Source organism: Seohaeicola saemankumensis (genome assembly GCF_021021435.1).
Classification (GTDB): Bacteria; Pseudomonadota; Alphaproteobacteria; order Rhodobacterales; family Rhodobacteraceae; genus Seohaeicola.
In genome coordinates this window covers 182582-205568 of record NZ_JAINWI010000005.1, presented here as the reverse complement: position 1 = coordinate 205568, position 22987 = coordinate 182582, and the positions used below count along the sequence as shown (strand labels likewise).

The 22987-nt window shown below is 58.2% G+C and carries 25 protein-coding genes and 1 tRNA gene; 10 read left to right on the top strand and 16 right to left on the bottom strand.

Annotated elements, in window-relative coordinates:
* Positions 1 to 14: 14 nt before the first annotated feature.
* Complete coding sequence (locus tag K7H22_RS04570) at positions 15 to 713, bottom strand: COQ9 family protein (protein ID WP_230799562.1); 699 nt, start codon at positions 711 to 713, stop codon at positions 15 to 17.
* A gap of 133 nt (positions 714 to 846) precedes the next feature.
* Here K7H22_RS04570 and rpsU point away from each other — a divergent pair, with 133 nt between their 5' ends.
* Positions 847 to 1053: a 30S ribosomal protein S21 gene (gene rpsU / locus K7H22_RS04565; protein WP_230799561.1), complete on the top strand. Its 207-nt coding sequence runs from the start codon at positions 847 to 849 to the stop codon at positions 1051 to 1053.
* Positions 1054 to 1159: 106 nt separating this feature from the next.
* On the opposite strand, the gene K7H22_RS04560 is transcribed toward rpsU, so the two are convergent.
* Entirely contained in the window at positions 1160 to 2746 is a 1587-nt protein-coding gene (locus K7H22_RS04560) for a GMC family oxidoreductase (RefSeq protein ID WP_230799560.1), read from the bottom strand.
* A gap of 67 nt (positions 2747 to 2813) precedes the next feature.
* The gene (locus K7H22_RS04555; RefSeq protein WP_230799559.1) at positions 2814 to 3272 is read right to left on the bottom strand and encodes an Lrp/AsnC family transcriptional regulator; all 459 of its coding nucleotides are present in this window, start codon (positions 3270 to 3272) and stop codon (positions 2814 to 2816) included.
* Positions 3273 to 3413: 141 nt separating this feature from the next.
* Here K7H22_RS04555 and ald point away from each other — a divergent pair, with 141 nt between their 5' ends.
* Positions 3414 to 4532 carry an alanine dehydrogenase gene (gene ald / locus K7H22_RS04550; RefSeq protein ID WP_230799558.1) on the top strand — a complete coding sequence of 373 codons (1119 nt, stop codon included), beginning with the start codon at positions 3414 to 3416 and terminating at the stop codon, positions 4530 to 4532.
* 48 nt (positions 4533 to 4580) lie between these two features.
* Here ald and K7H22_RS04545 read toward each other — a convergent pair whose 3' ends face one another.
* The 5 genes from K7H22_RS04545 to mscL all read right to left on the bottom strand — a co-directional run bounded on the left by K7H22_RS04545 (position 4581) and on the right by mscL (position 11014).
* Positions 4581 to 5630, bottom strand: a complete 1050-nt coding sequence (locus K7H22_RS04545; protein WP_230799557.1) for a permease — start codon at positions 5628 to 5630, stop codon at positions 4581 to 4583.
* A 44-nt stretch (positions 5631 to 5674) separates the two neighbouring features.
* Positions 5675 to 5992 carry an ArsR/SmtB family transcription factor gene (locus tag K7H22_RS04540; RefSeq protein WP_230799556.1) on the bottom strand — a complete coding sequence of 106 codons (318 nt, stop codon included), beginning with the start codon at positions 5990 to 5992 and terminating at the stop codon, positions 5675 to 5677.
* A 78-nt stretch (positions 5993 to 6070) separates the two neighbouring features.
* Positions 6071 to 9181: an efflux RND transporter permease subunit gene (locus tag K7H22_RS04535; protein WP_230799555.1), complete on the bottom strand. Its 3111-nt coding sequence runs from the start codon at positions 9179 to 9181 to the stop codon at positions 6071 to 6073.
* Between the two features lie 9 nt (positions 9182 to 9190).
* Positions 9191 to 10351, bottom strand: a complete 1161-nt coding sequence (locus tag K7H22_RS04530; protein WP_230799554.1) for an efflux RND transporter periplasmic adaptor subunit — start codon at positions 10349 to 10351, stop codon at positions 9191 to 9193.
* A gap of 240 nt (positions 10352 to 10591) precedes the next feature.
* Complete coding sequence (mscL, locus tag K7H22_RS04525) at positions 10592 to 11014, bottom strand: large conductance mechanosensitive channel protein MscL (protein WP_230799553.1); 423 nt, start codon at positions 11012 to 11014, stop codon at positions 10592 to 10594.
* A 446-nt stretch (positions 11015 to 11460) separates the two neighbouring features.
* On the opposite strand from mscL, the gene K7H22_RS04520 reads away from it, so the two are divergent.
* The 3 genes from K7H22_RS04520 (at position 11461) to K7H22_RS04510 (ending at position 13710) form a co-directional block, all read left to right on the top strand.
* Positions 11461 to 11652 carry a hypothetical protein gene (locus K7H22_RS04520; protein WP_230799552.1) on the top strand — a complete coding sequence of 64 codons (192 nt, stop codon included), beginning with the start codon at positions 11461 to 11463 and terminating at the stop codon, positions 11650 to 11652.
* Complete coding sequence (locus K7H22_RS04515) at positions 11649 to 12734, top strand: hypothetical protein (protein ID WP_230799551.1); 1086 nt, start codon at positions 11649 to 11651, stop codon at positions 12732 to 12734. The genes K7H22_RS04520 and K7H22_RS04515 overlap by 4 nt, the downstream gene beginning before the upstream one ends.
* Before the next feature lie 796 nt (positions 12735 to 13530).
* Positions 13531 to 13710, top strand: coding sequence for a hypothetical protein (locus tag K7H22_RS04510; protein WP_230799550.1), 180 nt, complete (start codon positions 13531 to 13533; stop codon positions 13708 to 13710).
* A gap of 256 nt (positions 13711 to 13966) precedes the next feature.
* Here K7H22_RS04510 and K7H22_RS04505 read toward each other — a convergent pair whose 3' ends face one another.
* The 3 genes from K7H22_RS04505 to K7H22_RS04495 form a co-directional block, all read right to left on the bottom strand.
* On the bottom strand, positions 13967 to 14392 hold the full coding sequence (locus K7H22_RS04505; RefSeq protein ID WP_230799549.1) for a hypothetical protein: 426 nt from the start codon (positions 14390 to 14392) through the stop codon (positions 13967 to 13969).
* 6 nt (positions 14393 to 14398) lie between these two features.
* Complete coding sequence (locus K7H22_RS04500) at positions 14399 to 15424, bottom strand: hypothetical protein (RefSeq protein WP_230799548.1); 1026 nt, start codon at positions 15422 to 15424, stop codon at positions 14399 to 14401.
* A 130-nt stretch (positions 15425 to 15554) separates the two neighbouring features.
* Complete coding sequence (locus tag K7H22_RS04495) at positions 15555 to 15821, bottom strand: hypothetical protein (protein WP_230799547.1); 267 nt, start codon at positions 15819 to 15821, stop codon at positions 15555 to 15557.
* 21 nt (positions 15822 to 15842) lie between these two features.
* Between K7H22_RS04495 and K7H22_RS04490 the strand changes: the two genes are divergently transcribed.
* Complete coding sequence (locus K7H22_RS04490) at positions 15843 to 16208, top strand: hypothetical protein (protein ID WP_230799546.1); 366 nt, start codon at positions 15843 to 15845, stop codon at positions 16206 to 16208.
* Between the two features lie 235 nt (positions 16209 to 16443).
* Here K7H22_RS04490 and K7H22_RS04485 read toward each other — a convergent pair.
* A tRNA-Ala gene (locus K7H22_RS04485) sits at positions 16444 to 16519 on the bottom strand.
* 92 nt (positions 16520 to 16611) lie between these two features.
* Positions 16612 to 16935 carry a TIGR02300 family protein gene (locus tag K7H22_RS04480; protein WP_230799680.1) on the bottom strand — a complete coding sequence of 108 codons (324 nt, stop codon included), beginning with the start codon at positions 16933 to 16935 and terminating at the stop codon, positions 16612 to 16614.
* Between the two features lie 111 nt (positions 16936 to 17046).
* Between K7H22_RS04480 and K7H22_RS04475 the strand changes: the two genes are divergently transcribed.
* On the top strand, positions 17047 to 17739 hold the full coding sequence (locus K7H22_RS04475) for a M48 family metallopeptidase (protein ID WP_230799545.1): 693 nt from the start codon (positions 17047 to 17049) through the stop codon (positions 17737 to 17739).
* 44 nt (positions 17740 to 17783) lie between these two features.
* Positions 17784 to 18431, top strand: coding sequence for a GntR family transcriptional regulator (locus tag K7H22_RS04470; protein WP_330165837.1), 648 nt, complete (start codon positions 17784 to 17786; stop codon positions 18429 to 18431).
* A 4-nt stretch (positions 18432 to 18435) separates the two neighbouring features.
* Here the strand turns inward: K7H22_RS04470 and K7H22_RS04465 are convergent, their stop codons facing one another.
* Complete coding sequence (locus tag K7H22_RS04465) at positions 18436 to 19398, bottom strand: acetyl-CoA carboxylase carboxyltransferase subunit alpha (protein ID WP_230799543.1); 963 nt, start codon at positions 19396 to 19398, stop codon at positions 18436 to 18438.
* A gap of 84 nt (positions 19399 to 19482) precedes the next feature.
* On the bottom strand, positions 19483 to 20085 hold the full coding sequence (locus K7H22_RS04460) for a LysE family translocator (RefSeq protein WP_230799542.1): 603 nt from the start codon (positions 20083 to 20085) through the stop codon (positions 19483 to 19485).
* A 72-nt stretch (positions 20086 to 20157) separates the two neighbouring features.
* Between K7H22_RS04460 and K7H22_RS04455 the strand changes: the two genes are divergently transcribed.
* Positions 20158 to 20610 (top strand): Lrp/AsnC family transcriptional regulator, encoded by a 453-nt coding sequence (locus K7H22_RS04455; protein ID WP_230799541.1) that lies wholly within the window; start codon positions 20158 to 20160, stop codon positions 20608 to 20610.
* 81 nt (positions 20611 to 20691) lie between these two features.
* Here the strand turns inward: K7H22_RS04455 and K7H22_RS04450 are convergent, their stop codons facing one another.
* Entirely contained in the window at positions 20692 to 21648 is a 957-nt protein-coding gene (locus tag K7H22_RS04450; protein ID WP_230799540.1) for an L-malyl-CoA/beta-methylmalyl-CoA lyase, read from the bottom strand.
* Positions 21649 to 21925: 277 nt separating this feature from the next.
* Between K7H22_RS04450 and dgcN the strand changes: the two genes are divergently transcribed.
* On the top strand, positions 21926 to 22927 hold the full coding sequence (gene dgcN, locus K7H22_RS04445) for an N-acetyltransferase DgcN (RefSeq protein ID WP_230799539.1): 1002 nt from the start codon (positions 21926 to 21928) through the stop codon (positions 22925 to 22927).
* The last annotated feature ends 60 nt before the right edge of the window (positions 22928 to 22987 follow it).

The following is a 22987-nucleotide window of genomic DNA, read 5'->3' as shown; positions in this document are numbered from 1 at the left end:
TTCGTGGTGCAGTTTCAGCGCCCGCCTTGTGAGGGCCAGCGTCCAGGCCATCCGTCCTGACCGGTCGTTTTCCCCGGGGCGCGGATCTTTCCCAGTACCGAAAGCGGAGCGGCCAGCAAACTGCTTAGCGCCTTGTTGTCCCGCACCGAGGCTTTCAGTTTCTCGAAGCGCATTACATCGTCAATGCGCCGGTCCAGAAAGGACCATGTCGCCTGATGATCCAGAGAATCGTCACCAAGCCAGAACAGCAGGGTCGAACCGTACACGCCCGACAGCGTCGCCCTTTTGGTGTACCAGTTGATATCGTCGGACGTATCGCCCAGCGTTGTCCAAATCAGGTCGCATGTGTTCCAGATGGCGCGCGCGCCCTCAGGGGCATAGACTGGCAGGGAAAACAGGGCCGTTCCGCGGCGCACCACCTCTTTGTCATCCGCCACCTCAAGCCGGTAACGCACCGCAAGAGCGACACGGTCACGAAAACGCAAAGCGCCCAGATCCGTTTCTGCCAGACGCGCCTGCATCAAGGCATCACCGCGCGCATGATAAGCTAAGGCCAGATCAACCGCACCGCGCGGGCAGGCCGCACGCGCCACTGCGCGCGCAACGCCGATATCACGGATCGCCGCCGCGAATGTCTCCTCGGACCAGCCATCGAACGGCACATGCATCAAGGCCGCATCCAGCAGCCGCTCTTTCACATCTGTATCGGTCATCAGGGATTCCTTCCTGTCCGTCATACCCGACGGGGCGCGTCTGGGTTACCCTAGACAAGTAGGGCGCGCTTTGCTATACGGCCACCTCCTGCAAATTCTTGCAACTCAAACTTAGAAAGGTGGTGAAAACCACATGCAGGTTAGTGTTCGTGACAACAATGTCGATCAGGCCCTTCGGGCTCTGAAGAAAAAGCTGCAGCGTGAAGGCGTGTTCCGCGAAATGAAGCTCAAGCAACATTTCGAGAAACCCTCCGTCAAGAAAGCGCGCGAGAAAGCCGAAGCTATCCGTCGTGCCCGTAAACTGGCACGTAAGAAAGCCCAGCGCGAAGGCGGTCTTTGAAGCAAAAGTCCCCTTTCCCGAAAGCTTGAACGCTAGAACAAGACGACCCCCGTGCCCTGGCCCGGGGGTTTGTTTTTTTGGCCCGCCGGAAGAGCTGACAGAGGGTTCAACGCGCAGCGGCAAGAATCATGTCAGCCGCCTTTTCCGCAATCATGATCGTGGGCGAGTTTGTATTGCCCGAGGTGATCACCGGCATCACGCTGGCATCCACAACGCGCAACCCGGCAATTCCGCGCAGCCGCAATTCGGCATCAAGCGGGGCGGCCTCATCGTGGCCCATGCGAACGGTACCGACAGGATGAAAAATCGTCGTGCCGATATCGCCTGCAGCCTGCCTCAACTCCTCATCAGTCTGCGCTGTGAAGCCGGGCTTCATCTCTTCGGGAGCATAGCGGGCCATCGGCGCTTGTTCCATGATCCGGCGCGCCTGCCGGATCGCATCAACGGCAACGCGGCGGTCGCCTTCGGTGTTCAGATAGTTGGGTGCGATACGCGGGGCATCGCGCGGATCATTACTGGTGATCGCGACCGTGCCACGGCTTTCGGGGCGCAAATTACACACAGAGGCGGTCATAGCGGGATAATCATGTAAAGGCTGGCCGAACGCCTCAAGCGTCAGCGGCTGGACGTGATATTCCAGATCCGGTGTCGCCAGATCTTCGCGCGAGCGCGAGAAGGCACCCAACTGGCTGGGAGCCATCGACATGGGACCAGACCGGCGCAACACATATTCCAACCCGATCTTGGCCTTGCCCAGCATGGAACTGGCCATCGTGTTCAGCGTCTTGGCCCCTTTGAGTTTCCACGCGCAGCGCAGTTGCAGATGGTCTTGCAGGTTTGCACCGATAGCCGGAATATCGCGCACTACGGCAATCCCGTGGCGCGACAGCAGATCGGCGGGGCCAAGCCCCGACAGTTGCAGCACCTGTACCGAACCGATGCTGCCTGCGGACAGGATCACCTCGGCCCGCGCCCGGGCGGTTTTGACCTCGCTGCCCTGCTGATATTCGACGCCTACGGCGCGCCCGTCCTCGATCAGCACACGACGGGTCTGGGCATGGGTTTCGACCTGCAACCCCTGCCCCTTGCGTGTCCGCAAGAAGGCGCGCGCGGTGTTCATCCGCCAACCGTTGCGCTGGTTCACGCGGAAATAGCCCACACCCTCGTTATTACCGGTGTTGAAATCAGTGGTTTCAGGCAGGCCCGCCGCCACGGCGGCGGCTTTCCAGTCATCCAGCACATCCCAGTGCAGGCGCTGGTTTTCTACCCGCCATTCGCCGCCCGCGCCGTGCATCTCGCTTTCGCCTTCCACGAAATCCTCGGAGCGTTTGAAATAAGGCAGCACGTCGTCCCAACCCCAACCGGGCAGGCCCAGCTGCCGCCAGCCGTCATAATCCGCCGCCTGCCCCCGTAGATAGAGCATCCCGTTGATCGACGAACATCCCCCTAACACCTTGCCGCGCGGATAGATCAAGGACCGCCCGTTCAGCCCCGCCTCTTGCGCCGTGCGATACATCCAGTCGGTGCGCGGATTGCCGATGCAGTAAAGATAGCCCATCGGTATATGGACCCAGTGATAGGTATCTGTTCCGCCCGCCTCGAGCAGCAGCACGCGGTGGCCTGCGTCGGTCAGACGTTTGGCAAGCACGCATCCGGCGCTGCCTGCGCCCACGATGATGTAATCCCACTGCATGTCTATCCTCCCAGTAGAGGCAATCTGCTGGAATGGCGTCCTGTTGGCAACGTATCGCGCGCAGCTTTCAGACCGGAATCGCCGTCGTCTTGAAAACGGTCCGCAAAGCAAAGCTGCTTTGCATCTGCGCCACACCGGGCAGGCGCGACAGATGCTGGCGGTGGATGCGGGCAAAATCCTCGGTATCCTCGGCCACGATCTTGAGGATGTAATCGGCGGTGCCCGCCATAAGGTGACATTCCAGCACATCGGGAATGCGCGACACGGCCTTTTCGAAAGCATCCAGCAGATCATCCGCCTGACCTGACAGGGTGATCTCGACAAAGACCAGCGTAGGTAACCCCATTTTGCGACGATCCAGAAGGGCGACATAGCTGCTGATATAGCCGTCTTCTTCAAGACGCTGGACGCGGCGATGGCAGGCCGAAGCCGACAGGTTCACCTCTTCCGATAGATCGGCATTCGAGATGCGCCCTTTGCGCTGGAGAACAGCCAGAATACGACGATCCGTCGGGTCTAAGGCCATGAAGCGAAGAATCCTTCGATAAAAAACCGGATTTCTCGAAGGATATCCGGAAAAGCGCTGCAAATGCGACCCTGAAATCAAGCGCTTTGCGCCGGTTTTGCGTCATCATGGGCAAAACGCGACAAATGGGAGGAAACCACAATGAAAATCGGATGTCCGAAAGAAATCAAACCGCAGGAATTCCGCGTTGGCATGACACCTAATGCAGCACTGGAAGCTGTGGCCCACGGCCATGAAGTGCTGATCGAGACCGGCGCAGGTGTCGGGGCAGGCTTCACAGATGCCGACTACACATCCGCCGGTGCCACGATCATCGCCACCGCTGCCGAGGTGTTTGCCACGTCCGACATGATCGTCAAGGTCAAGGAACCGCAGGCCGGTGAGCGCAAGATGCTGCGCGAGGGGCAGTTGCTGTTCACCTATCTGCATCTGGCCCCAGATCCCGACCAGACCCGTGATCTGCTGGCCTCGGGCTGCACCGCCATTGCCTATGAGACCGTGACGGACCGCTCAGGCGGCCTGCCGCTGCTGGCTCCCATGTCCGAAGTGGCGGGGCGTCTGGCACCGCAAGTCGGCGCATGGACGCTGCAGAAGGCCAATGGCGGGCGCGGCGTATTGATGGGTGGCGTGCCCGGTGTTGGTCCTGCCCGCGTTCTGGTGATCGGTGGCGGTGTCGTGGGCACCCATGCGGCCAAGATCGCTGCAGGTATGGGCGCGGATGTGACCGTGCTGGACCGCTCGCTTCCGCGCTTGCGCTATCTGGACGATGTGTTCGGCGGCCAGTTCAAGACAGGCTATTCCTCGGCCGGATTGCTGGCCGAATTGCTGCCGATGGCCGATATGGTGGTGGGTGCGGTTCTGATCCCCGGAGCGGCGGCACCCAAGCTGATCACCCACGCGCAACTGGCCGTGATGAAGCCCGGTGCCGTGCTGGTGGATGTCGCGATTGATCAGGGCGGTTGTTTCGAGACATCGAAGGCCACGACCCATCAGGACCCGATCTACGCGGTGGACGGGATCATGCATTATTGCGTGGCGAATATGCCCGGCGCTGTTGCGCGCACCTCTACGCTTGCCCTTGGCAACGCAACGATGCCTTTCATGCTGGCCTTGGCCGATAAAGGGTGGAAGCGCGCTTGTGCGGAAGACCCGCATCTTCTGGCGGGTCTGAACGTGCATGCGGGGCAATTGACCTATGCCGCGGTGGGCGAAGCTTTGGGGATCGCCACTGTCGATCCCAAGGCACTTGTTGCCGCCTGAAAAAAATGCGCGGTGCAATTGTTTTGCGCCGCGCATTTCTCTGTGATGTCAGGCCAGCGTCCAGAAATGGAACAGCAGGCCGGTCACGAAAGCCCCGCCCAAAGATACCGCGATATAAACCGCAAAGACCTGCGGCTTGACCAAAGCCCAGACGGCAATTGCTGCGGGCAGTGACGTGACACCACCGGCCACCAGAAAAGCCAGACCCGCCCCGGGTGCCATGCCTTGCGCGACCAGGCCACCAACCAGCGGCAAGGCGGCATAACCGTTCAAATAGGCAGGCACACCCACCAGCGTGCCTATCGCGATCGGGACTATACCTGTACCACCCAGCACCGCGGTCACGGTCTCTGCCGGAATGAGGGCCAGCATCAGGCTTTCCAGAATAAAGGCCAGCAGTAGCCATTTTGTCAGGAACAGGGACACGCTCAACGCCTCGCGCCCGAATTTGGCGCGGTGCTCAGGCTCCCGCCAGAACCGCCAGACGACGGGTTTCGGGGCGCGTATTTTCGAGGCTCCGCAGCCGCCATTGCCTATCCCTTCGCGCAGCGGCATTGACAGTCCACCTGCCTTTGTAACCAGATGCACGACCGCCCCGCCCATCAGGCCCAAGCCAACAGCCGCCAGCGTTTTGGCGACTGCGAATTCGAAACCCATCACCCCGGCAGTCAGCACGAACATGGACGGGTCCATGACGGGCGAGGCCAGCCAGAAGGTCATGACAGCAGACAGAGGCACCCCCATCGCCAATAGCGCCGCAATCAGAGGGATGACGCCGCAGGAACAGAAGGGCGATACCGCGCCCGCCAGCGCCGCCATCAGGATCATCAAAACGGGGGCGCCGGTGAACGCCTTGGCAATCAGGTTGTCGGCGCCTGTGGTCACCGCCCAAGCCGCAATTCCGATCGAGAGCAGAAGAAAAGGAGCTGTGCCCGCCAAAGCTGTGACCGCAAAGCGGGTGGATTCTGCGGCCTGAGGCGGATCAAGCAGCAATAACACTGCAAGGATCAACGCCGAAGCCAGCCATACACGGTGTTTTTTCCAGATCACGACAACAAGCGACGAAGGGCGAGTTGGTTCCACAGACAGATCAGTCATATCTATTTCCCTAATTATCTAGTTATATTAAATGATAAAACCAGTCATGCAGCCGTCTGCGACTTGGACAGCGACACGCCGCAGCAACATTCTGAAGTCAGGAAACTGACCGTGTTGTGCATCACGGCATAGTCCACCCTGTTGATCACCGTTCGGCCCTGCTTTTCCTGCGTCACAAGCCCCGCATCGACCAGAGTGCCCAGATGGTGCGCCAAGGTCGACGGCGCGATATCTAGATGATCAATCACGTCACCAATGCTCAACCCGCCTTCGCCTGCCCGCACCAGCAGACGGTAGATCGACAGGCGCACATCATGGCCAAGAGCGGCCAAAGCGCGGGATATGGGCGTTGCAGTTGTCATTCCCTCATTAAAACTAAAAAACTAGTTTTGTCAACATCACGTCAGGTTTCTGAAAACGAGAGACCGCAGGAACACTGATCAGATACGCTGCGCCTCTTCCAACTCGCGCACCAAGCGGCGTTCCTCCTCGACCTTGGGTTGGCTGAATGGTGCCAGCAACAGATAGGCCACAGGCGTCAGATAGAGCGTCGATACCGTGGCAAGCCCCAGTCCGCCAACGATCACCCAGCCCAGAGCCTCGCGCGCTTCGGCACCAGCACCGGATGACAAGATCAACGGAACACCGCCCAGAACGGTGGATGTCATTGTCATCATCACGGGGCGCAGGCGGATGGTCGAGGCATCAAAGATCGCCTGCCGAACATCTGCACCTTTGTCGCGTAACTGGTTTGCGAATTCGATGATCAGAATCCCGTTCTTGGCCATGATGCCTATGAGCATCACCAACCCGATCTGGCTATAGACGTTCAGGCTGAGACCGCTGAACAGCAGCGCAAAAATTGCGCAGGCCAAGCCTAAAGGCACAGTTGCCATCACCACCACGGCGGAAATGAAACTTTCGAACTGTGCGGCCAGTACCAGCAGGACAACCAGAATGGCGAATCCAAACGTTACGAAAAGCCCCGACGACGTCTGATCAAGTGCTGCGGCCTCGGCCAATGGAACAATCGCGTTCTCCGGTGCAAGGATATCCTGCGAGATGTCACGCACCTCGGCCAGCGCATCCCCCAGCGACATCCCCGGGGTCAGACCTGCTGTAATCTCGACCGAGCGGGCCTTGTTCTCGCGCTTCAACTCAGGCGCAACTGCGCGCTCTTCCAGCGTCACAAAGCTGGACATCGGGACCATGTTACCGTTCGAGGCTTGAACAAAGATGTTTTCCAGATCGGTAGGGTCGTTCACCGGATCGGTCGTGGATAGCATCTGCACATCATAGGACGTGTCGTTGATAAAGACCGATCCCACGCTGCGACCATCCAGAACTGCCCGCAACGCGTCCCCAAGACCTGTGATATTCACGCCCAGATCAGACGCGCGGGTGCGGTCGATCTCGACGAAAAGCTGTGGCAGCGTTGTTTCATATTCCAGCCGGACCTGTCCCATCGCAGGGTTTTGCTGCATTGCCTGCACCAACTCGTCGGCGACACCGGAAAGTTGCTCATAGTCGTTTCCAGTGATGGCAAAGCTCAATCCCCGCCCTGCCCCGCGAATACGCAAGGAGTTGGGCTGGATCACGAAGGCCCGCACACCTACCACGCCAGACAGGTTCCGGTTCACGTCGCCGACAATCTCTTGCTGGCTGCGGTCGCGCTCATCCCAATTGGCTAGCGTCATGACGACAAAACCACGGTTCGAGGCACCAAAGCCTGTGATCGAGAAGATATTGGTCATCTCGCCGCTTTCGCGCAGCGGGGCCATCGCACTTTCGATCTCAAGCAATTTCGAACTGGTATAGTTCAGCGAAACGCCGGTCGGCGCTGTCACCGAGGTCAGGATCACCGCGCGATCCTCGCGCGGGGTAAGCTCCTGCCGGATACCGCCAGCGACCAGAACGGCGGTCGTCGCGAATAGGACCGCGACCAGCACGACAACCCACGGGGCCGCAAGCGCCCCTCGCAAGGTGGTGGCATAGAGGCTCGCTAGACGGTCGCCCAACCAGATCATGGGGCCGCGTTTCGGCGTGTCGTTTGTGTCGTTTCGGGTCAGCAACCGGCTGGCCAGAACCGGCGCAAGCGTCAAGGCCACAACCGAGGACAGCATGACAGCCATTGCAAGGGTAAAGCCGAATTCGCGGAACAAGCCCCCTGCCTGACCGGGAAGGAATGACAGCGGAACAAACACAGCCGCCAGCGTGGCGGTCGTTGTGACAACGGCGAAAAAGACCTGCTGGGTGCCCAAGACCGCCGCGGCGCGTGGCCCCATGCCTTCGGAACGGCGGCGCACAATGTTTTCCAGCACCACGATCGCATCGTCCACAACCATGCCGGTGGCCAGCACAAGCGCCAGCAAGGTCAGGATATTAACCGAGAACCCGACGATATAGATCGCCGCCAGTGTCCCGACCAGTGCGACCGGCAGTGTCAACGTCGGGATCAGCGTCGCGCGCCAGTCCCGCAGGAAGACAAAGATCACGCCCACAACGATAGCGATCGCCAGACCTAGTGTCGTGATCACTTCCTTGATGGAGCCGTTGATAAAGACTGCATCGTCAGAGGTGACGAAAATCTTGACGTCATCGGGAAGCACATCTTGCAATTGTGCAATGGCCTCATGCACACCTGAAGAGATATCAAGGGTATTGCTGGTCGCCGCTCGGATGATACCCATACCAATACCGTTTTCGCCATTGGCGCGCAAAACTGTTTCATTCGGCGCAGGCCCCAGCGTAACGCGGGCCACATCACCGATGATGACATTGGGGCTTAGTTCCAACGCCTCGAAAGCTTCGGGGGTAATGACCGTCGCTGTTGTCCGCACGTTGATCGACTGGCGATTGCCATCCAGATCACCGGCTGGCACGTCAAAGGCAACATCACCAAGCGCGCGGGCCATGTCGGCAAGGGAAAGCCCTCTGCTGGCCAGTTCAAGTTGGTTAATATCGACACGGAAAATCGCCTCGCGGTCACCATAGACCTGCAAATCAGCTACGCCGGGAATCGAGATCAGGCGATCCTCGACCTGATCGCGCACCAGCTGCGTCAGATCCTGCGGCGAGCGGGTTTCCGAAGTGACGGCAATCCGCATCACCGCATCTGCGTTGGCATCTGCCTTGACGATGCTGGGTTCATCCGCGTCATCGGGCAAGTCATTGGCAATCCGCGACACAGCATCACGTGTATCCGATGCCGCCACGTCCAGATCGACCCCGTCGGTGAATTCCAGCGTGACCCGACTACGACCGTAGCGCGACTCGGAAGAGATGGTCCGCACGCCTGAAACGCGGCCCACAGCACCCTCGATCCGGCCTGTCAGTTCCTGATCGACCGTTTCGGGCGACGCGCCGGAAAAGTTCGTCGTCACCGTGACGACAGGACGATCCACATCGGGCAGTTCCCGCACCTCGACCCCGAACAGCGCGGCAAAACCGGCAATCACGATAAGGGAACTAAGCACGAAAGCCAGGATCGGCCTGCGAACGAAAACAGCTGTTCCGGCTGTCGACGGGGCTGGATTGGACGGGTTCTTCATCTCGCCCCCTTAAAGACGCGCGGGTGTTGCGGCCTCGGCTCGTGCAGCCGAGGCATTGGTCACCGGAACGACGTCGGAACCGGGACGCAATGTTTGGACACCCTCGATCACAACCTCATCGCCTTCGACCAGTTCGCCTTCGACCAGCACGCGTTCGGGATTACGCTGCAGGATTACTACAGGCACGCGTTGCACCTTGTTGTCGCGCACCAGCCACACGAAAGATCCTGTGCTGGACCATTGTACGGCCAGTGCATCGACGGAGGGAAAGGGCTCACCCGCAAAATCCATCGTCACCTCAAAGGCCATACCTTCGCGCAGCATATCGCTTCCATTTTCGACGACCGCTTGCACCCGCAGGGTGCGGCTTGCACGGTCGACCACATTGTCTACCGCTGTCAGCTTGCCCGCAACGGGAACTGGCACGCCCGACATCGAGCGCACCTGAACATCCATACCAGTCTCCAACTCGCCGATCACCCGCTCAGGAACACGGAAATCAATGGTGATCTGCGACCGGTCTGTCAGAACGCCGATCACATCCTGCGCCGCCAGACGATCGCCGACCTCGACACCGACAAGGCCAAGCCAACCGGAAATCGGCGCGACAACAACGGTCTGGTCAAGATCAACTTCGGCCTGCCGGATCGCAAGCTGGGCATTCTCGACCGCCAGCTGCGCTTCACGGATACGTACAGCCGTGACAGCGCCGGAATCGCCCAACTGTGTCACACGCTGCAACGAGTCCTCTGCATCCGCCAACATCAGACGGGCACGTTCGAGGGCGATAACCTCGGCCCGATCCTCAAGGCGGACCATCACGGCCCCCTCTTCGACATAGGCGCCCGATACCACCTCAACCTCCCTCACGCTGCCAGTCCGTTCGGCGCGCACACTGACAGAACGCAGGGCACGACCATCGCCGATAGCGTTGACGCGCTGGCTGAGCACCTCCCGCCTTACAGTGTCCAGAACAACTTTCGCCGGACCGCCAGGCCCGAAACCAGCGCCGCCTGCCTGCGCCGATGCGGTTGAGGGTTCGATACCCAGAAGATTATAGACACCCAGCCGTTCCAGCACGGGCTGAGCGGCGGGCACGAACGCGATCCAGACCCCCAAGGCAATACCAAGTGCCACAACGGATAACAGCATCTGTTTGAACAGTGACATGTAGTCTCCTCAGGTGTCGGCAGGCCCGTTGAACGCCCACGATAATGCGTCAGATAGACAGATTATCGTCGCTGGTTTCAGAAAAACTGCGGAACAAGTAAACTGTTGCCCGTGTTAGGCAACCATTGGCGACCCAACATTAACGTCACTAAAGAGACTACCGATACTGCAAGTGACCCACACTAAGCCGTGCGGGTCACGCACCTCACAGGCTTGTGAGGATTTATCAGCAAGCTTTGCCTACTTCTTCAGCGCATCGCGGATCTCGATCAGAATGTCCAATTCACTGGGACCGGCAGGGGCAGCCGGTGCAGCTTCGGCTTTCTTGACCGCGGATTCCCGTGCCCGATTGACAGCTTTGACCAGCATGAATACGACAAAGGCAACGATCAGAAAGTTGATCACCGCCATGATAAAGCGGCCATAAGCAAACACCGCAGCACCCGCTTCTTCTGCCGCCGCAATCGAGGCATACTCGCCGCTGCCCAGAAGAACATACATGCCGGAAAAATCGATCCCGCCAATGAAAAGGCTGATGATCGGGTTGATCAGATCAGCCACCATCGAGCTGACAATGGCCGTAAACGCCGCCCCTATGATGATCCCCACCGCCATGTCCATCACATTGCCACGGGCAATAAACTCCCTGAATTCTTTTATCATTTAGTCCCTCTTCTCCATCAGAAGCGTCCCGGATACTTGTCTGGGCGCCACCACACCATGCGTACAGACCAGCAAACGCACCGCGCATCCGTGGGTCAGCGTCCGTTGGTGTATCGAAAGATATCACAAGCTTTTGAGCCCGCGTAAGCAGATTATGACAGGCTTAGGCCGATTTGGTGCAGGCCGGAGCGGACTGGCAACGCAACGCTTGCATCAAAGCGCGTCCTTTCGGTTTGGCCTGGGGACGGTTTTCACAACCGGAAAGCATGCAGCCGCAAGAAGCGCGGCAATGCCCCGCACCTCGCCCGCTACCCTCTGGCTATGCGAGACAACGATCATCTTGAACTGCATGATGGGCGCGGCTTCATCAATAATGGTCTGGTCGAGGCATTCGGCGAAGTCGATGCCATTGCACGGGGAACGCGCTGCGAAAGCATCTGTTATCGATGAGCTTCAACCCGCCCGAGGGCGCGAATGCGTCCATCGAGGACTTCGAGAAAGCCATCGAGCAAGTCGAGGCGAAGCTCGGGCTGGAAGGCCAGCCCCGCGCCATCGTCTTCCACGAAAAGGACGGGCGGCGACACCTCATGCCGTCTGGTCGCGGATCGACAGCGAGCGGTTGCGAGCGATCAACATGAACCACTACAAGATCAAGCTACGGGACGTGTCGCGCCAGCTCTACATAGACCACGGCTGGGCGATGCCGCGCGGTCTGGAAGATCGGTTCTTGCGCGATCCTCTCGGCTTCGCGCGGGAAGAATGCCGCGCCGAGCGATGCTGCAATCAAGCGCGCGCGAGGGCGACGGTCTCTGTGCGTTCGCCTTTGGTGCCGCGGCGGGCAGGGAAAAAATCTTGTTCGCTTTGCGGGTCGTCTGCTACGCTACGGGTCATGCATTTTTTTCAATACCTTGGAATCTTAGCATCAGCAGCTGTGATCTCGCTGCAGAGTTCGACTGCCTATGCCAATCCGAAATTTCTGAACGCTTGTGGAAACCCTGATCAAGCTTTCGCTGTTGTCGTCGGCCAATTTGGTTACTCGGTGCCCGCCCGCTTCGAAAGCCGCTTTGAGCATGAGGACGGCACGACCGAACAATTGCGTGTATTCATTGCGGGCGAAGGTATTGGCGGCGGATGGGCTCTCATACGCGCAGAAGGGCGGCTTACCGCAGATGGAGGCAACACCAAGATATGTGTCCGAGCAACTGGCGATCGCCTTGCCCTCGCGGACTTTAGTCGGCATCGAAAACTCCACGAAAACTTCACCACGGCAGATTTTGGAGACGGACCGATCAAGGTGACAGATGCCATGATGGCAATCGCTCTGCAGCGGACGATAGCCGAAACTGCAGATGAGCTTACGGCACGTGGAAAACCACCCGATCCCGAACTGCTTGAGCACCAGGTCCACGATTTCGTATTCGACTATCGTGAAGAGGATGTTGCATGCAAAGCTGCAGCAGATCGCTGGAACCGAAACGTGGACAGCTGCGCGACCTACGTCGAAAAGCTCTTCGAGCTCGGCAGTGTGGGATTTTACCCCCTTATCCACGGCAGAGGGCTAAGCAAAGATGATGATCCCGACCCCTACCTCTTTACGCTTTTGGTCAGTCCTGAGCGTGGGTGGGTGCGCATTCTCCACTCCAACGCCAAGGGCGGCACAGTTATCGTCGGAAGTGGTGTAAACTTCGAGGGCTCGGAATGGGCAGCATTTCCCGAGTAAGGGCGCTCTAGGAGCGCCCTTCGTTTTGCGGTGGGGTATCTTCGAGCGGAGCCCGCAGGACGATCCGCCCGTTGATCGGGCAAGTCTCAAGCTGAAGCGTGTAGCCCTGTCCGTCCTTGTGCGCCCAAGCTGCGCCGACTTTGTTCCAGAAGGACTTCTCGCCTCTCTGCGTGACGTGCCAAGCCAGAAAGTCGGGTGCGTTAAGTGCTGGGGTAGTTTTCGTTTTCTCGCGTGCCAGGATCTCATCTCCTTTGTTTGGGGTGGCTTGCTAATGCCCTCCCTTCAGGCCGAAGGCAAAGGCTCGGAATTCACGGTCAACACGGCTGGCGCATCCAGGTGGTGCGAGCAGGCCATTGACGACCGTGCTGCGTTCGGCCAAGGAAATCGCAGAGCGATTATTGGGTATTTTCATACAAGCCCGCCCGGATCAGAGGGGTGAGAGCTACGCAGTCAGAAAAACGGCGACTGCCCTTCAGCCATTGGCATCCCTTATGCCCTGCTTCGTGTCGCGCGCATCTTGTGGCGACCATCCGCATCTGGAAACGCTGGCGCTGTCCTTGGTGCGCTCGGGACGGGGCAAACCCGATACCCTGTTCTTTCCGATCAACCCGAGATCAATCCTGTGGTGCTTTGGGCGATAGCAGCCGCAACCTGCAGACGCGTTCCCTGCGCATCCGCCTGTGGCGTTCTCGCGTCACCTCCGAACCATCAGAGGCCTTCACTGGCCGATGATGATGGGTGCGAGCCGAAAGGCTCTGAATGGTTCGGAGCCTCCTTGAAGCCAAAGGAGGATGACATGAAACTTGTCTCTCGGTTTGAAGCAGCAACGCTGAGCACGCCTAAATTGTACGGTCTGCGCAAAGAAGCGTTCATCGCCTTCACTGCCGCCCCGCGCGGCTCGCAGGAACAGCGCGAAGCGCTTGTGACGATGCGAAACGTAGAAGATGAGCTGGCGACCCGTGCGCCAGGTCCATAAGTCCTGATGCGGCTGGCCGTGAGGTCAGCCGCGACCCTTAAAGATGAGGATCGGAACTTGGGTGTTCTTTGGTACGTGAGTCGTTGCTCGTAAGGGCTGATTTTGCTGCCTGCGCGCATACGATAACGCCGCCCGCCGCGCACACTGCGCCAAGAACTAATGAGCTTTGCGAGGCCAATACTGCGCCTCCAAAGCCACCCGTCAACGAGAGCGGTAAATGCCAGTACTTATCAATGATAATCCGAACTCAATGTCATCAAAAAACCCCTTTAACTAATGAATACAATAAATCGACAATCAGATATGATAGAATTGCAACAAAAATACAAGTCAAGAGGCTATAAATCTCGAAAAATTCTATAACAGCTCGATGTAATTGATTCAGGGAAACGTACCCTTTTATAAGTTCTGGATTTCCAAGAACTGTAAGTGCAATCCATACAGAAAAAGCTATCAACAACAACACAACCTTTAGCGACCATATTCCCAAGGAGATAGTAGTGACGTCACGCTTTGTGTACAAACGTACGACCGCGCCAGCAATACCTAGAACGCCGGCGATAGATACGTAACTTGCCGAGACGAAGCCAGTCACTGCGGGCACAACCAAGCCCACGAGACCCACCACACCAGAAATAAAACCAATCCATTTTGCAACCTGACTGTCTGGAATTCCCGCCATGGTGCGTCACTCCAAACCAACGTAGACAGGAGCTTGCGCTTCAAGGATTATCTCTCCATTCATGAAAATCACAATTTCTGCGTTAGGACTTACGCCGACCTTGCTTGTTTCATAATTGTGGAAGCCACCTTCGCTTAGCGATGCCAACTGGCTTTGCGTTTGGAAAATATCACTAAAACCCTCGGGCTCGAAGCCAGTCCACGACACAGCAGCAGTGCCATTTTCCAGATTAATATCACCTGAGCGCGCATTCGCTATGGGCGCAACAAAGAAGAGATTAAACCCAGCCTCCACGCTGATACTATTATCAATCATATAGACGTCGCCCACCTTAAACGCCTGTGAGTTTAGGTACATGTCAATAGACAGCGATTCTCCGTTTGGTGCTACGGGATAGCCGGAAAGGCGAGTGGTCATGCGAGAGTACTGATCCTCACCCTCATTTAGAAGGGCATATCTTGTATCCGTCTGACCCAACTCCTCGTGACCGTCACTTTTCGACGGATCGTTAGGCATTTTTTGTGAACCGCCATTTTCGTTTTCGTCTTTTTCTTCCGAGAAGAATACTTGGCCAATATTTCGTGATCTAATTGTACCATCGCTATATTGTCCGATCCGAATTCCGAACTCAGCCGTAGAAAGTATGTTCCTTACGCCAAAACTCTCGGTGTAGAACTCACGCGAGACTTGGCAGGGTATCTCTTTGCAGTTGCATTCCTGGTTTGGCAAATTATCGTAGCATCCAGGCAGGGTGTGAACGCTGATGATTGTATTCTTACCTTCTTTAGTTGCCTCATACCAAGACACTTTGGTTGCAGTATTGCCTTCAGAATTCCTTAAGATGTGCTGCAAGCACATCATATCTCCATATGTCGCAAGGTTGGAATACGCCGCAAAACCGTAGCCGCCTTCGCCCGCTTGATCTTTCATAGGCGACGTAACGGCACATTCGAGTCGTGGGCTTCCTACAGCCACCGTTGCCGAAACGCCAAGCACTACACTAAGTGATAGAGCGAAACGCCAGATACGCATTTTTGATTCCCCCAATCCGTCTAACTGTAGTGTGAAGTTTCGCGAGGTCTCTGTCTACTCGTTGAGCCTGTGGAAGCATTCGCGACGTAAAGCGGCTGGTCGTGAGGCGCGCCGCGAATTTTCTGCCCCCTTAGAGAACGGAAAACTGTGCGCCTTGCCAGCCTGCGCGCGCGGTCTCGTGGTCTAGCCATGCGGTGACGAAGGCAACTGCGCCGCCGTATTCGGCGACACTGCCAAGGGCGAAGTATTCAGAGCGGTAGCCTAACTCGGTGACGGGAAGCGGCGTTCTGAGTGTGGTGCGCAGCTCGATGTGATCGGTCACGCTCCACGTGGCGGGGGTGTGGGTGACCTCGGTGGCGATGCCGCGCCATGTGATGGTGTGTGTCTGTGATGTCATGGGAAAATCTCCTGTCTTGCAATGAGGGGCGGAGCCGCCGCTTACGCGGCGACTCTTTCTGTTGTGGCGGTCTTGGCTTGTGAGAACGAGCGTAAATCGATCCCGCGCGACAAGGTTGAGGACGGATTCGCAGAAATCCTGAAGAGCCTTCAGCCGACGCGCACGGTCTTCACGGTTGCCAAAACGATGTTCAAGGACGCATGGAACATGCGCCTGAACCAAGCGCATCGGGAGAAGGAAGACATCGCAAGGCAGCTTCGAGATGCTGAAAAGCAGATCGAACCGCTCTTGGAGCGGATCGTCGAGGCTGACAACGCCAGCGTCATCAAGGCCTATGAGGGCAAGATTGCCAAGCTGGAGCGCGAGAAGCTGTTGCTGGCCGAATAAGCCACTCGAATCGTGCCGCCGAAGAGCAGGCTAGAGGAGTTTATCGAACCAGCGCTGGAGTTTTTGGGAAGTCCCTGGAATCTTTACGAAAATGTCAGTTTGGCCTTCAAAAAAACAGTGCTCAGACTGGCCTTTGCAGAGTCTCTGCGGTATTCGCTGAATTCGGGTTATCGAACCGCTGAAGCCGCCTTTCCGTTCAAGGTGATAGCGGAAATTTCAACGTCAAAAGGCGAGATGGTGGAGCCTAGGGGGATCGAACCCCTGACCTCTTGCATGCCATGCAAGCGCTCTCCCAGCTGAGCTAAGGCCCCATCTTTACAGCCTGTTCGGACTGTCGCGGTTCTTTAGGCAATGGTGCGGGCGGGATCAAGCGGAAAATACCGCCCGCACCATGTGGTTGGCTTCAGAGTTCGTCGTCGTCTGCAGGGACATCCGCCAGATCATCGAGAGAGACATTGTCGTCCTCGTCATCATCAAGCAGATCGTCGTCAATCTCGACGTCAACCTCATCATCGTCCAGAACATCCTCATCGGAATCCAGACTTGCGGCCTTCATTTTCTTTGTCGCGGCGTCCTCGGCATCAGCAGCAATCATGCGACTTTTGCTGATATCGAATTCCACAACCTCGCCCGTGTAGGGGCTGACAATCGGGGTCTTGTTCAGGTCGTAAAAACGCTTGCCGGTCGTCGGGCAAACGCGCTTTACACCCCATTCTTCCTTGGGCATGGATATCCCTTTCAAATCTTGTGTCTTGTCGACGATCCGCGCCAACTGCCATAACGGATCAAGCGTGTCAAAGGCTTTAACCGCATCGTCATCGCCTGCCGAGGAGGGCATATGGGACAGCATTTCCTGCCGGGCACCCCCCCGGTGGCCATCACCCTTCGGAAAACCGCACAGGCGCGGCGGATTTCGCTGCGGATATCGCGGCTTGACGGGCGTGTGACCCTGACCTGTCCGCTGCGGACCAGCGACCGCGAGGCGCTGGCTTTCGCACATGAAAAGGCTGACTGGCTGCGCCGACACCTGAACGACCAACCCGCCCCCGTAGGAATCGAAATCAATAGTGAATTGCTTTTCGAAGGTAGACTATTGCGAATCGCCAGCGGAAGCGGGCGTCTGGTGCGGGCCGAGGGCGAATTGTTGCTTGTGCCAGGCACACCGGAACGGGCTGCGGCAAGGATCGCGGGGTTTCTCAAGCAGACCGCACGCGACAGGCTGGCAGCCGCATCGGACCATTACGCCACGCAACTGGGTCGGCCCTATGCGCGGCTGACCCTGAGGGACACGCGATCACGCTGGGGGTCCTGCACGGCGGACGGGGGGCTGATGTATTCATGGCGCCTGATCATGGCGCCGCCCGAGGTGCTGAACTATGTTGCCGCCCATGAGGTGGCGCATCTGGCCGAGATGAACCATTCTGATGCGTTCTGGCAGGTTGTGCGCGACCTTTACGGGGACTACCGCGCGCCGCGCCGCTGGTTGCGTGAAAAGGGCGGCGATCTGCACCGCTACCGCTTTGGTGCCTGATCACCAATTGACCTTCTTCCGATTTGTGATCACATAAAGACATGCTGAATGTCACACCGCGCCCTGATCCCGCTCCGAATGCCCATGACCGCGTCTTTCGTGGCCTTCGCAGCCGGATCATGCACGGGGATATCGCCCCCGGTCAGGCGCTGACCCTGCGGGGCATCGGCAAGGAATACGGTGTCTCCATGACTCCCGCCCGCGAATCCGTCCGCCGCCTTGTGGCCGAGGGTGCGCTGACCCTGTCTTCGTCCGGTCGCGTCTCGACGCCCGAACTCAGCAATGAACGGATCGAGGAACTGGCGGCCCTGCGGTCATTGATCGAGGTGGAATTGGCCAGCCGCGCCCTGCCCCGCGCGCATATGGCGCTGATCGAGCGATTGCAGACGATCAACGCGGCCGTCGGGGACGCGGCGATGCGTCAGGATGCGGTGGCCTATATCCGCACCAATCTGGAATTCCACCGGACACTATACCTGCGCGCCCAAGCCCCTGCGATGCTTGCCATGGCCGAAACAGTCTGGCTGCAAATGGGGCCGACGATGCGCGCACTTTATGTGCGGCTGAAACGCAAAGACCCGCCGCATTTTCACAGGCTGATCATTGCCGCCTTGAAAGCAGGCGATGAGCCCGGGCTACGGCTGGCCGTGCGCTCTGACGTGACACAGGGATTGAAGATGCTCGCAAGCTGATGGATTAAGCCGCCAGCCCCTTGCGTCCCATATCAAGGTATTTGCGACGACGGTCCTCGACCAGCTTTTTGCCTTTAAGGTCAACCAACTCGGCCAGCATGGCACTGACGGCATCCCCCACAGCCTTGATGCTGGCCTGCTTGTCGCGATGCGCGCCGCCCACGGGTTCGGGGATAACACGATCCGCGACACCCAGTTTTTTCAGGTCTTGAGCTGTCAGACGCAGCGCCTCGGCCGCTTCGCGCATTTTTTCCGAATCCTTCCACAGGATCGAGGCGCAACCTTCGGGGCTGATCACGGAATAGACCGAATGTTCCAGCATCGCCACGCGGTTTGCCGTCGCAAAGGCAACCGCCCCGCCAGAACCGCCCTCTCCGATAATCACACTGACCAGCGGCACACCGATCTGCAGACATTTCTCGGTCGAGCGCGCAATCGCTTCGGACTGCCCACGCTCTTCGGCTCCCTTACCCGGATAGGCGCCGGGCGTGTCGACCAGCGTGATCACTGGCAGGCCAAAGCGATGCGCCATGTCCATCAGACGTATCGCCTTGCGATATCCTTCGGGACGGGCCATGCCGAAATTCCGTTCGATCCGGCTTTTGGTATCATTGCCCTTTTCATGGCCAATCACGACAACGGGGATATCGTTGAACCGCGCCAGACCGCCCATGACCGCATGGTCATCGGCAAAATTCCGGTCACCGGCAAGGGGCGTATATTCGGTGAACAGTGCCTCGATGTAATCCTTGCAATGCGGCCTGTCGGGATGGCGCGCCACCTGGCATTTTCGCCAGGGCGTCAGATCCTTATAGAGCGAGACAAGAAGATCGGACGCTTTTTTGTCCAGCGCCGCTGCCTCGGCCTCGATATCCATCTCGGCATTCTGTCGCGCCATCGCGCGCAGTTCCTCGGCCTTGCCTTCGATCTCGGCAAGGGGGCGTTCGAAATCGAGGTAGTTGGTCATGCGCTCACTCCACCTGTAAACGTGAGGTATATGACCCTGTCAGGCGACGGATGCAACGGGGTCGTGCAATCCGGCCTGTCTGGTTCAGCCTAATCTGGGAAGAATCGCGGGAACCAGCGATGCCACCAGTAGCGCCGCCATGCTCCAGTTGAAGGCGCGCAAACGGCCGGGCTTGGACAGAATGCGGCGCATTTGCTGACCCAGAACCGTCCATATGCTGACCGAAGGCAGATTGATCATCGCAAAAACCAGCGCCACCCAGAAGATCGCCACGGCAGTCCGGTCAGGCGCATAAAGCGTGATCGCCGTAAGCGCCATCTGCCATGCTTTTGGATTTACCCACTGAAACAGCGCTGCCTGAACAAAAGTGAACGGCTTCGTACCGGCACGCGCCGCATCAGGCGGTTGGGCATTGGCGATTTTCCACGAAAGCCACAGAAGATAGGCAGTTCCAACAACGGTCAACACCAGATGGGCGACTGGAAAGGCATCGAAAATCCGCACCAGCCCCAACCCGACCAGAACGATCATGACACCGAAACCGATTCCGATTCCCAACATATGCGGCAAGGTCCGGCGAAACCCGAAATTTGCGCCCGATGTCAACAGCATCAGATTGTTCGGCCCCGGCGTGATCGACGAGACGAATGCAAAGGCTGTCAGGGCAAAAGTAACATCATGCGTCATGATGCAACATTATGCGACTACACACGCAATTAGATTGCTTTTATGTAAATCTTTTGATAAAAATAGCAACAAATGACAGATACAGACAAAATAAACGCTCATATATTGCGGGAGCTTTCGCGCAACGGGCGCATCAGCAACACCGATCTTGCAGATCGCGTGGGCCTGTCGCCATCGGCCTGTCTCAGGCGCGTGCAGGAACTGGAACGGCGCGGTGTGATCAGGGGGTATCGCGCGATTCTCGACCCCGCAGCCATGGGCGTCGGGTTTACCGCTTATATCACGGTCGGGCTGAACACGCATACAAAAGCAGCACAGGAAGCCTTCGAGAAATCCATCGCCCGTGCGCCGGAAGTGCGGGAATGTCATAACATCACCGGCAATGTCGAATATCTGCTTCGGATCGAAGCGGCGGACCTCACAGCCTACAAACGCTTTCACACCGATGTGCTGGGCACCTTGCCGCAGGTCAATTCGATCACGTCATTCGTTGTCATGGGCTCACCCAAAGACGAGCGCGGCTGACGACAGCCGCGCTTGATCTTGCCGAAAATACGCGAATTGCCACCGCCCCGCCTGCGGGGTGGGGAGGATAGTCCGCGCGGATCAGCGGGCGATCATCTCGGACTGGCGCACAATCACTTCGGCCTGTTTGATCGAGGCGATATCGACCAGACGCCCCTTGTAGACAGTCGCCCCCTCACCGCGCGCCTTGGCTTGCTCCATCGCGGCGAGGATTTCACGCGCCTCGGCGACAGCCTCGTCAGACGGGGTGAAAATCTCGTTCGACAGCGCCACTTGTTTGGGGTGGATCGCCCATTTGCCGACCATGCCCAGCGTGGCCGAGCGGCGCGCCTGCGCGCGGAAGCCTTCGTCATCGCTGAAATCGCCAAAAGGCCCGTCCACCGGCAGAATACCATGCGTCCGGCAGGCGGCAACGATGGCGGTCTGCGCCCAATGCCATGGATCGGACCAGTATTTCGCACCTTCATGCAACATATAGTAATCGGCCTGTGTGCCGCCGATTCCCGTGGTCTGCATCCCCATCGAGGCGGCAAAATCGGCAGCGCCAAGGCTCATCGCCTGCAAGCGCGGGCTTGAGGCGGCAATCGCCTCGACATGGGCGATACCGGCGGCGGATTCGATGATCACCTCGAAAGTGATCGGTGTCTTGCGGCCTTTGGCACGTTCGATCGCCGTCACGAGCGCATCGACGGCATAGACATCCTCGGCGCAGCCAACCTTGGGGATCATGATCTGGTTCAGGCGCTCGCCACCTTGTTCCAGCAGATCGACAACATCGCGGTACCACCACGGTGTATCCAAACCGTTGATCCGCACAGACAGATATTTATTGCCCCAGTCCATCTCGTTGATGGCTTTGATAACATTGGCGCGGGCAGAGTCCTTGTCGGAGGGAGCCACCGAATCCTCGAGGTCGATGTTGATCACATCCGCGGCGCTAGTGGCCATCTTCTCGAAGATCGCAGGGCGCGAGCCCGGTCCGAACAACTGGCAGCGGTTGGGACGGGCGGGCGCGGCGGGCTGGATACGAAAGCTCATCGGGTGGTCCTTTCGGGTAATGATATTACGTTTTTCTGCCGACATTGGGTATGAAATTGCGCGACTTCACGCAAGGGCCTTTTGCGGCCGCGGCATGACGCTGCAACGCCGCATCCAGCGCGCGAGTCGAGCCATGATTTCGAAGATTCTGCGCGTAATTTGATCAACTGCCGGAGGATCTTGTGCAATTGCGCAATCTGCTGACGGATTCGCAATGCAATCCCGCGCAGAATCCGTAAATCTCTGCGACGAAACCGCATGTGAGAGGGCCACCGCTATGATCGAGACTCCGTATCTTCTGTTTCTGGGCGACGCGCCTGACAGTCTGGCCGCCAAAGTCGCGCAAGGGATCAAGGACTGGCGCCCGCAAAATGCCGTGGGCCAGTTCCGCATGGAAGGGTGCAAGGCCGATATGCGCCTGCCAGACATGACGCTGGAGGAAGCCCGCGCTGCCGGAGCCAAGACGCTTGTGATCGGTGTCGCCAACCGTGGCGGCATTATCTCGGCCGCCTGGAAAAAGGTTCTGGTGCAAGCGCTTGAGGAAGGGTTCGACCTTGCATCTGGTCTGCACAACCTTCTGCGGGACGAACTTGATCTGGTGGCGGTCGCACAAGCAACTGGCCGACAGTTGCATGATGTGCGGGTGCCCTCTGTCCAATATCCCATAGCCAACGGGGTGAAGCGCACAGGGAAGCGGTGTCTGGCGGTTGGCACCGATTGTTCGGTGGGCAAGATGTATACGGCTCTGTGCATGGACCGCGAAATGAAAGCACGGGGGTTGAAATCCAGCTTCCGCGCAACAGGCCAGACAGGAATCCTGATCACCGGTGACGGTGTGCCCCTTGATGCGGTGATTGCGGATTTCATGGCCGGATCGGTGGAATGGTTGACGCCTGACAACGATGCAGATCACTGGGACATGATCGAGGGTCAGGGCAGCTTGTTCCACGTGTCCTATTCCGGTGTCACCATGGCGCTGATCCATGGCGGGCAACCAGATGCGCTGGTCGTGTGCCATGAACCCACGCGCGAGCATATGCGCGGCCTGCCCGGCTACAAACTGCCCAGCCTTGAGCTGGTGCGGGACATAGCGCTGGAACTGGCGAAGGTCGCAAATCCTGCATGTCAGGTCATCGGTTACGCGATCAACACCCAGCACATGAGCGAGGAAGACGCGCAGGCCTATCTGGCCGATGTGGAAAAGCGGCTTGGCCTGCCAGCGACAGACCCTTACCGCTATGGCGCGGACAAGCTGGTGGACGCGCTGGCCGCGATCTGACAGGTCTTTGACTGATATCCTCTGGCGCACTGTGTCGTGCCGGAGGATCAGAGTATTTGC

Coding starts and splice junctions, on each gene's coding strand:
- K7H22_RS04495 (WP_230799547.1), bottom strand. CDS start 15,821: ATGACATCACAGACACACACCATCACATGGCGCGGCATCGCCACCGAG.
- K7H22_RS04510 (WP_230799550.1), top strand. CDS start 13,531: ATGAAACTTGTCTCTCGGTTTGAAGCAGCAACGCTGAGCACGCCTAAA.
- K7H22_RS04540 (WP_230799556.1), bottom strand. CDS start 5,992: ATGACAACTGCAACGCCCATATCCCGCGCTTTGGCCGCTCTTGGCCAT.
- K7H22_RS04455 (WP_230799541.1), top strand. CDS start 20,158: ATGACAGATACAGACAAAATAAACGCTCATATATTGCGGGAGCTTTCG.
- K7H22_RS04520 (WP_230799552.1), top strand. CDS start 11,461: ATGAGCTTCAACCCGCCCGAGGGCGCGAATGCGTCCATCGAGGACTTC.
- K7H22_RS04460 (WP_230799542.1), bottom strand. CDS start 20,085: ATGACGCATGATGTTACTTTTGCCCTGACAGCCTTTGCATTCGTCTCG.
- dgcN (WP_230799539.1), top strand. CDS start 21,926: ATGATCGAGACTCCGTATCTTCTGTTTCTGGGCGACGCGCCTGACAGT.
- mscL (WP_230799553.1), bottom strand. CDS start 11,014: ATGATAAAAGAATTCAGGGAGTTTATTGCCCGTGGCAATGTGATGGAC.
- K7H22_RS04480 (WP_230799680.1), bottom strand. CDS start 16,935: ATGCCCAAGGAAGAATGGGGTGTAAAGCGCGTTTGCCCGACGACCGGC.
- K7H22_RS04490 (WP_230799546.1), top strand. CDS start 15,843: ATGAGGGGCGGAGCCGCCGCTTACGCGGCGACTCTTTCTGTTGTGGCG.
- K7H22_RS04535 (WP_230799555.1), bottom strand. CDS start 9,181: ATGAAGAACCCGTCCAATCCAGCCCCGTCGACAGCCGGAACAGCTGTT.
- K7H22_RS04530 (WP_230799554.1), bottom strand. CDS start 10,351: ATGTCACTGTTCAAACAGATGCTGTTATCCGTTGTGGCACTTGGTATT.
- K7H22_RS04570 (WP_230799562.1), bottom strand. CDS start 713: ATGACCGATACAGATGTGAAAGAGCGGCTGCTGGATGCGGCCTTGATG.
- rpsU (WP_230799561.1), top strand. CDS start 847: ATGCAGGTTAGTGTTCGTGACAACAATGTCGATCAGGCCCTTCGGGCT.
- K7H22_RS04475 (WP_230799545.1), top strand. CDS start 17,047: ATGGGACAGCATTTCCTGCCGGGCACCCCCCCGGTGGCCATCACCCTT.
- K7H22_RS04450 (WP_230799540.1), bottom strand. CDS start 21,648: ATGAGCTTTCGTATCCAGCCCGCCGCGCCCGCCCGTCCCAACCGCTGC.
- K7H22_RS04500 (WP_230799548.1), bottom strand. CDS start 15,424: ATGCGTATCTGGCGTTTCGCTCTATCACTTAGTGTAGTGCTTGGCGTT.
- K7H22_RS04465 (WP_230799543.1), bottom strand. CDS start 19,398: ATGACCAACTACCTCGATTTCGAACGCCCCCTTGCCGAGATCGAAGGC.
- K7H22_RS04560 (WP_230799560.1), bottom strand. CDS start 2,746: ATGCAGTGGGATTACATCATCGTGGGCGCAGGCAGCGCCGGATGCGTG.
- ald (WP_230799558.1), top strand. CDS start 3,414: ATGAAAATCGGATGTCCGAAAGAAATCAAACCGCAGGAATTCCGCGTT.
- K7H22_RS04505 (WP_230799549.1), bottom strand. CDS start 14,392: ATGGCGGGAATTCCAGACAGTCAGGTTGCAAAATGGATTGGTTTTATT.
- K7H22_RS04515 (WP_230799551.1), top strand. CDS start 11,649: ATGAACCACTACAAGATCAAGCTACGGGACGTGTCGCGCCAGCTCTAC.
- K7H22_RS04555 (WP_230799559.1), bottom strand. CDS start 3,272: ATGGCCTTAGACCCGACGGATCGTCGTATTCTGGCTGTTCTCCAGCGC.
- K7H22_RS04545 (WP_230799557.1), bottom strand. CDS start 5,630: ATGACTGATCTGTCTGTGGAACCAACTCGCCCTTCGTCGCTTGTTGTC.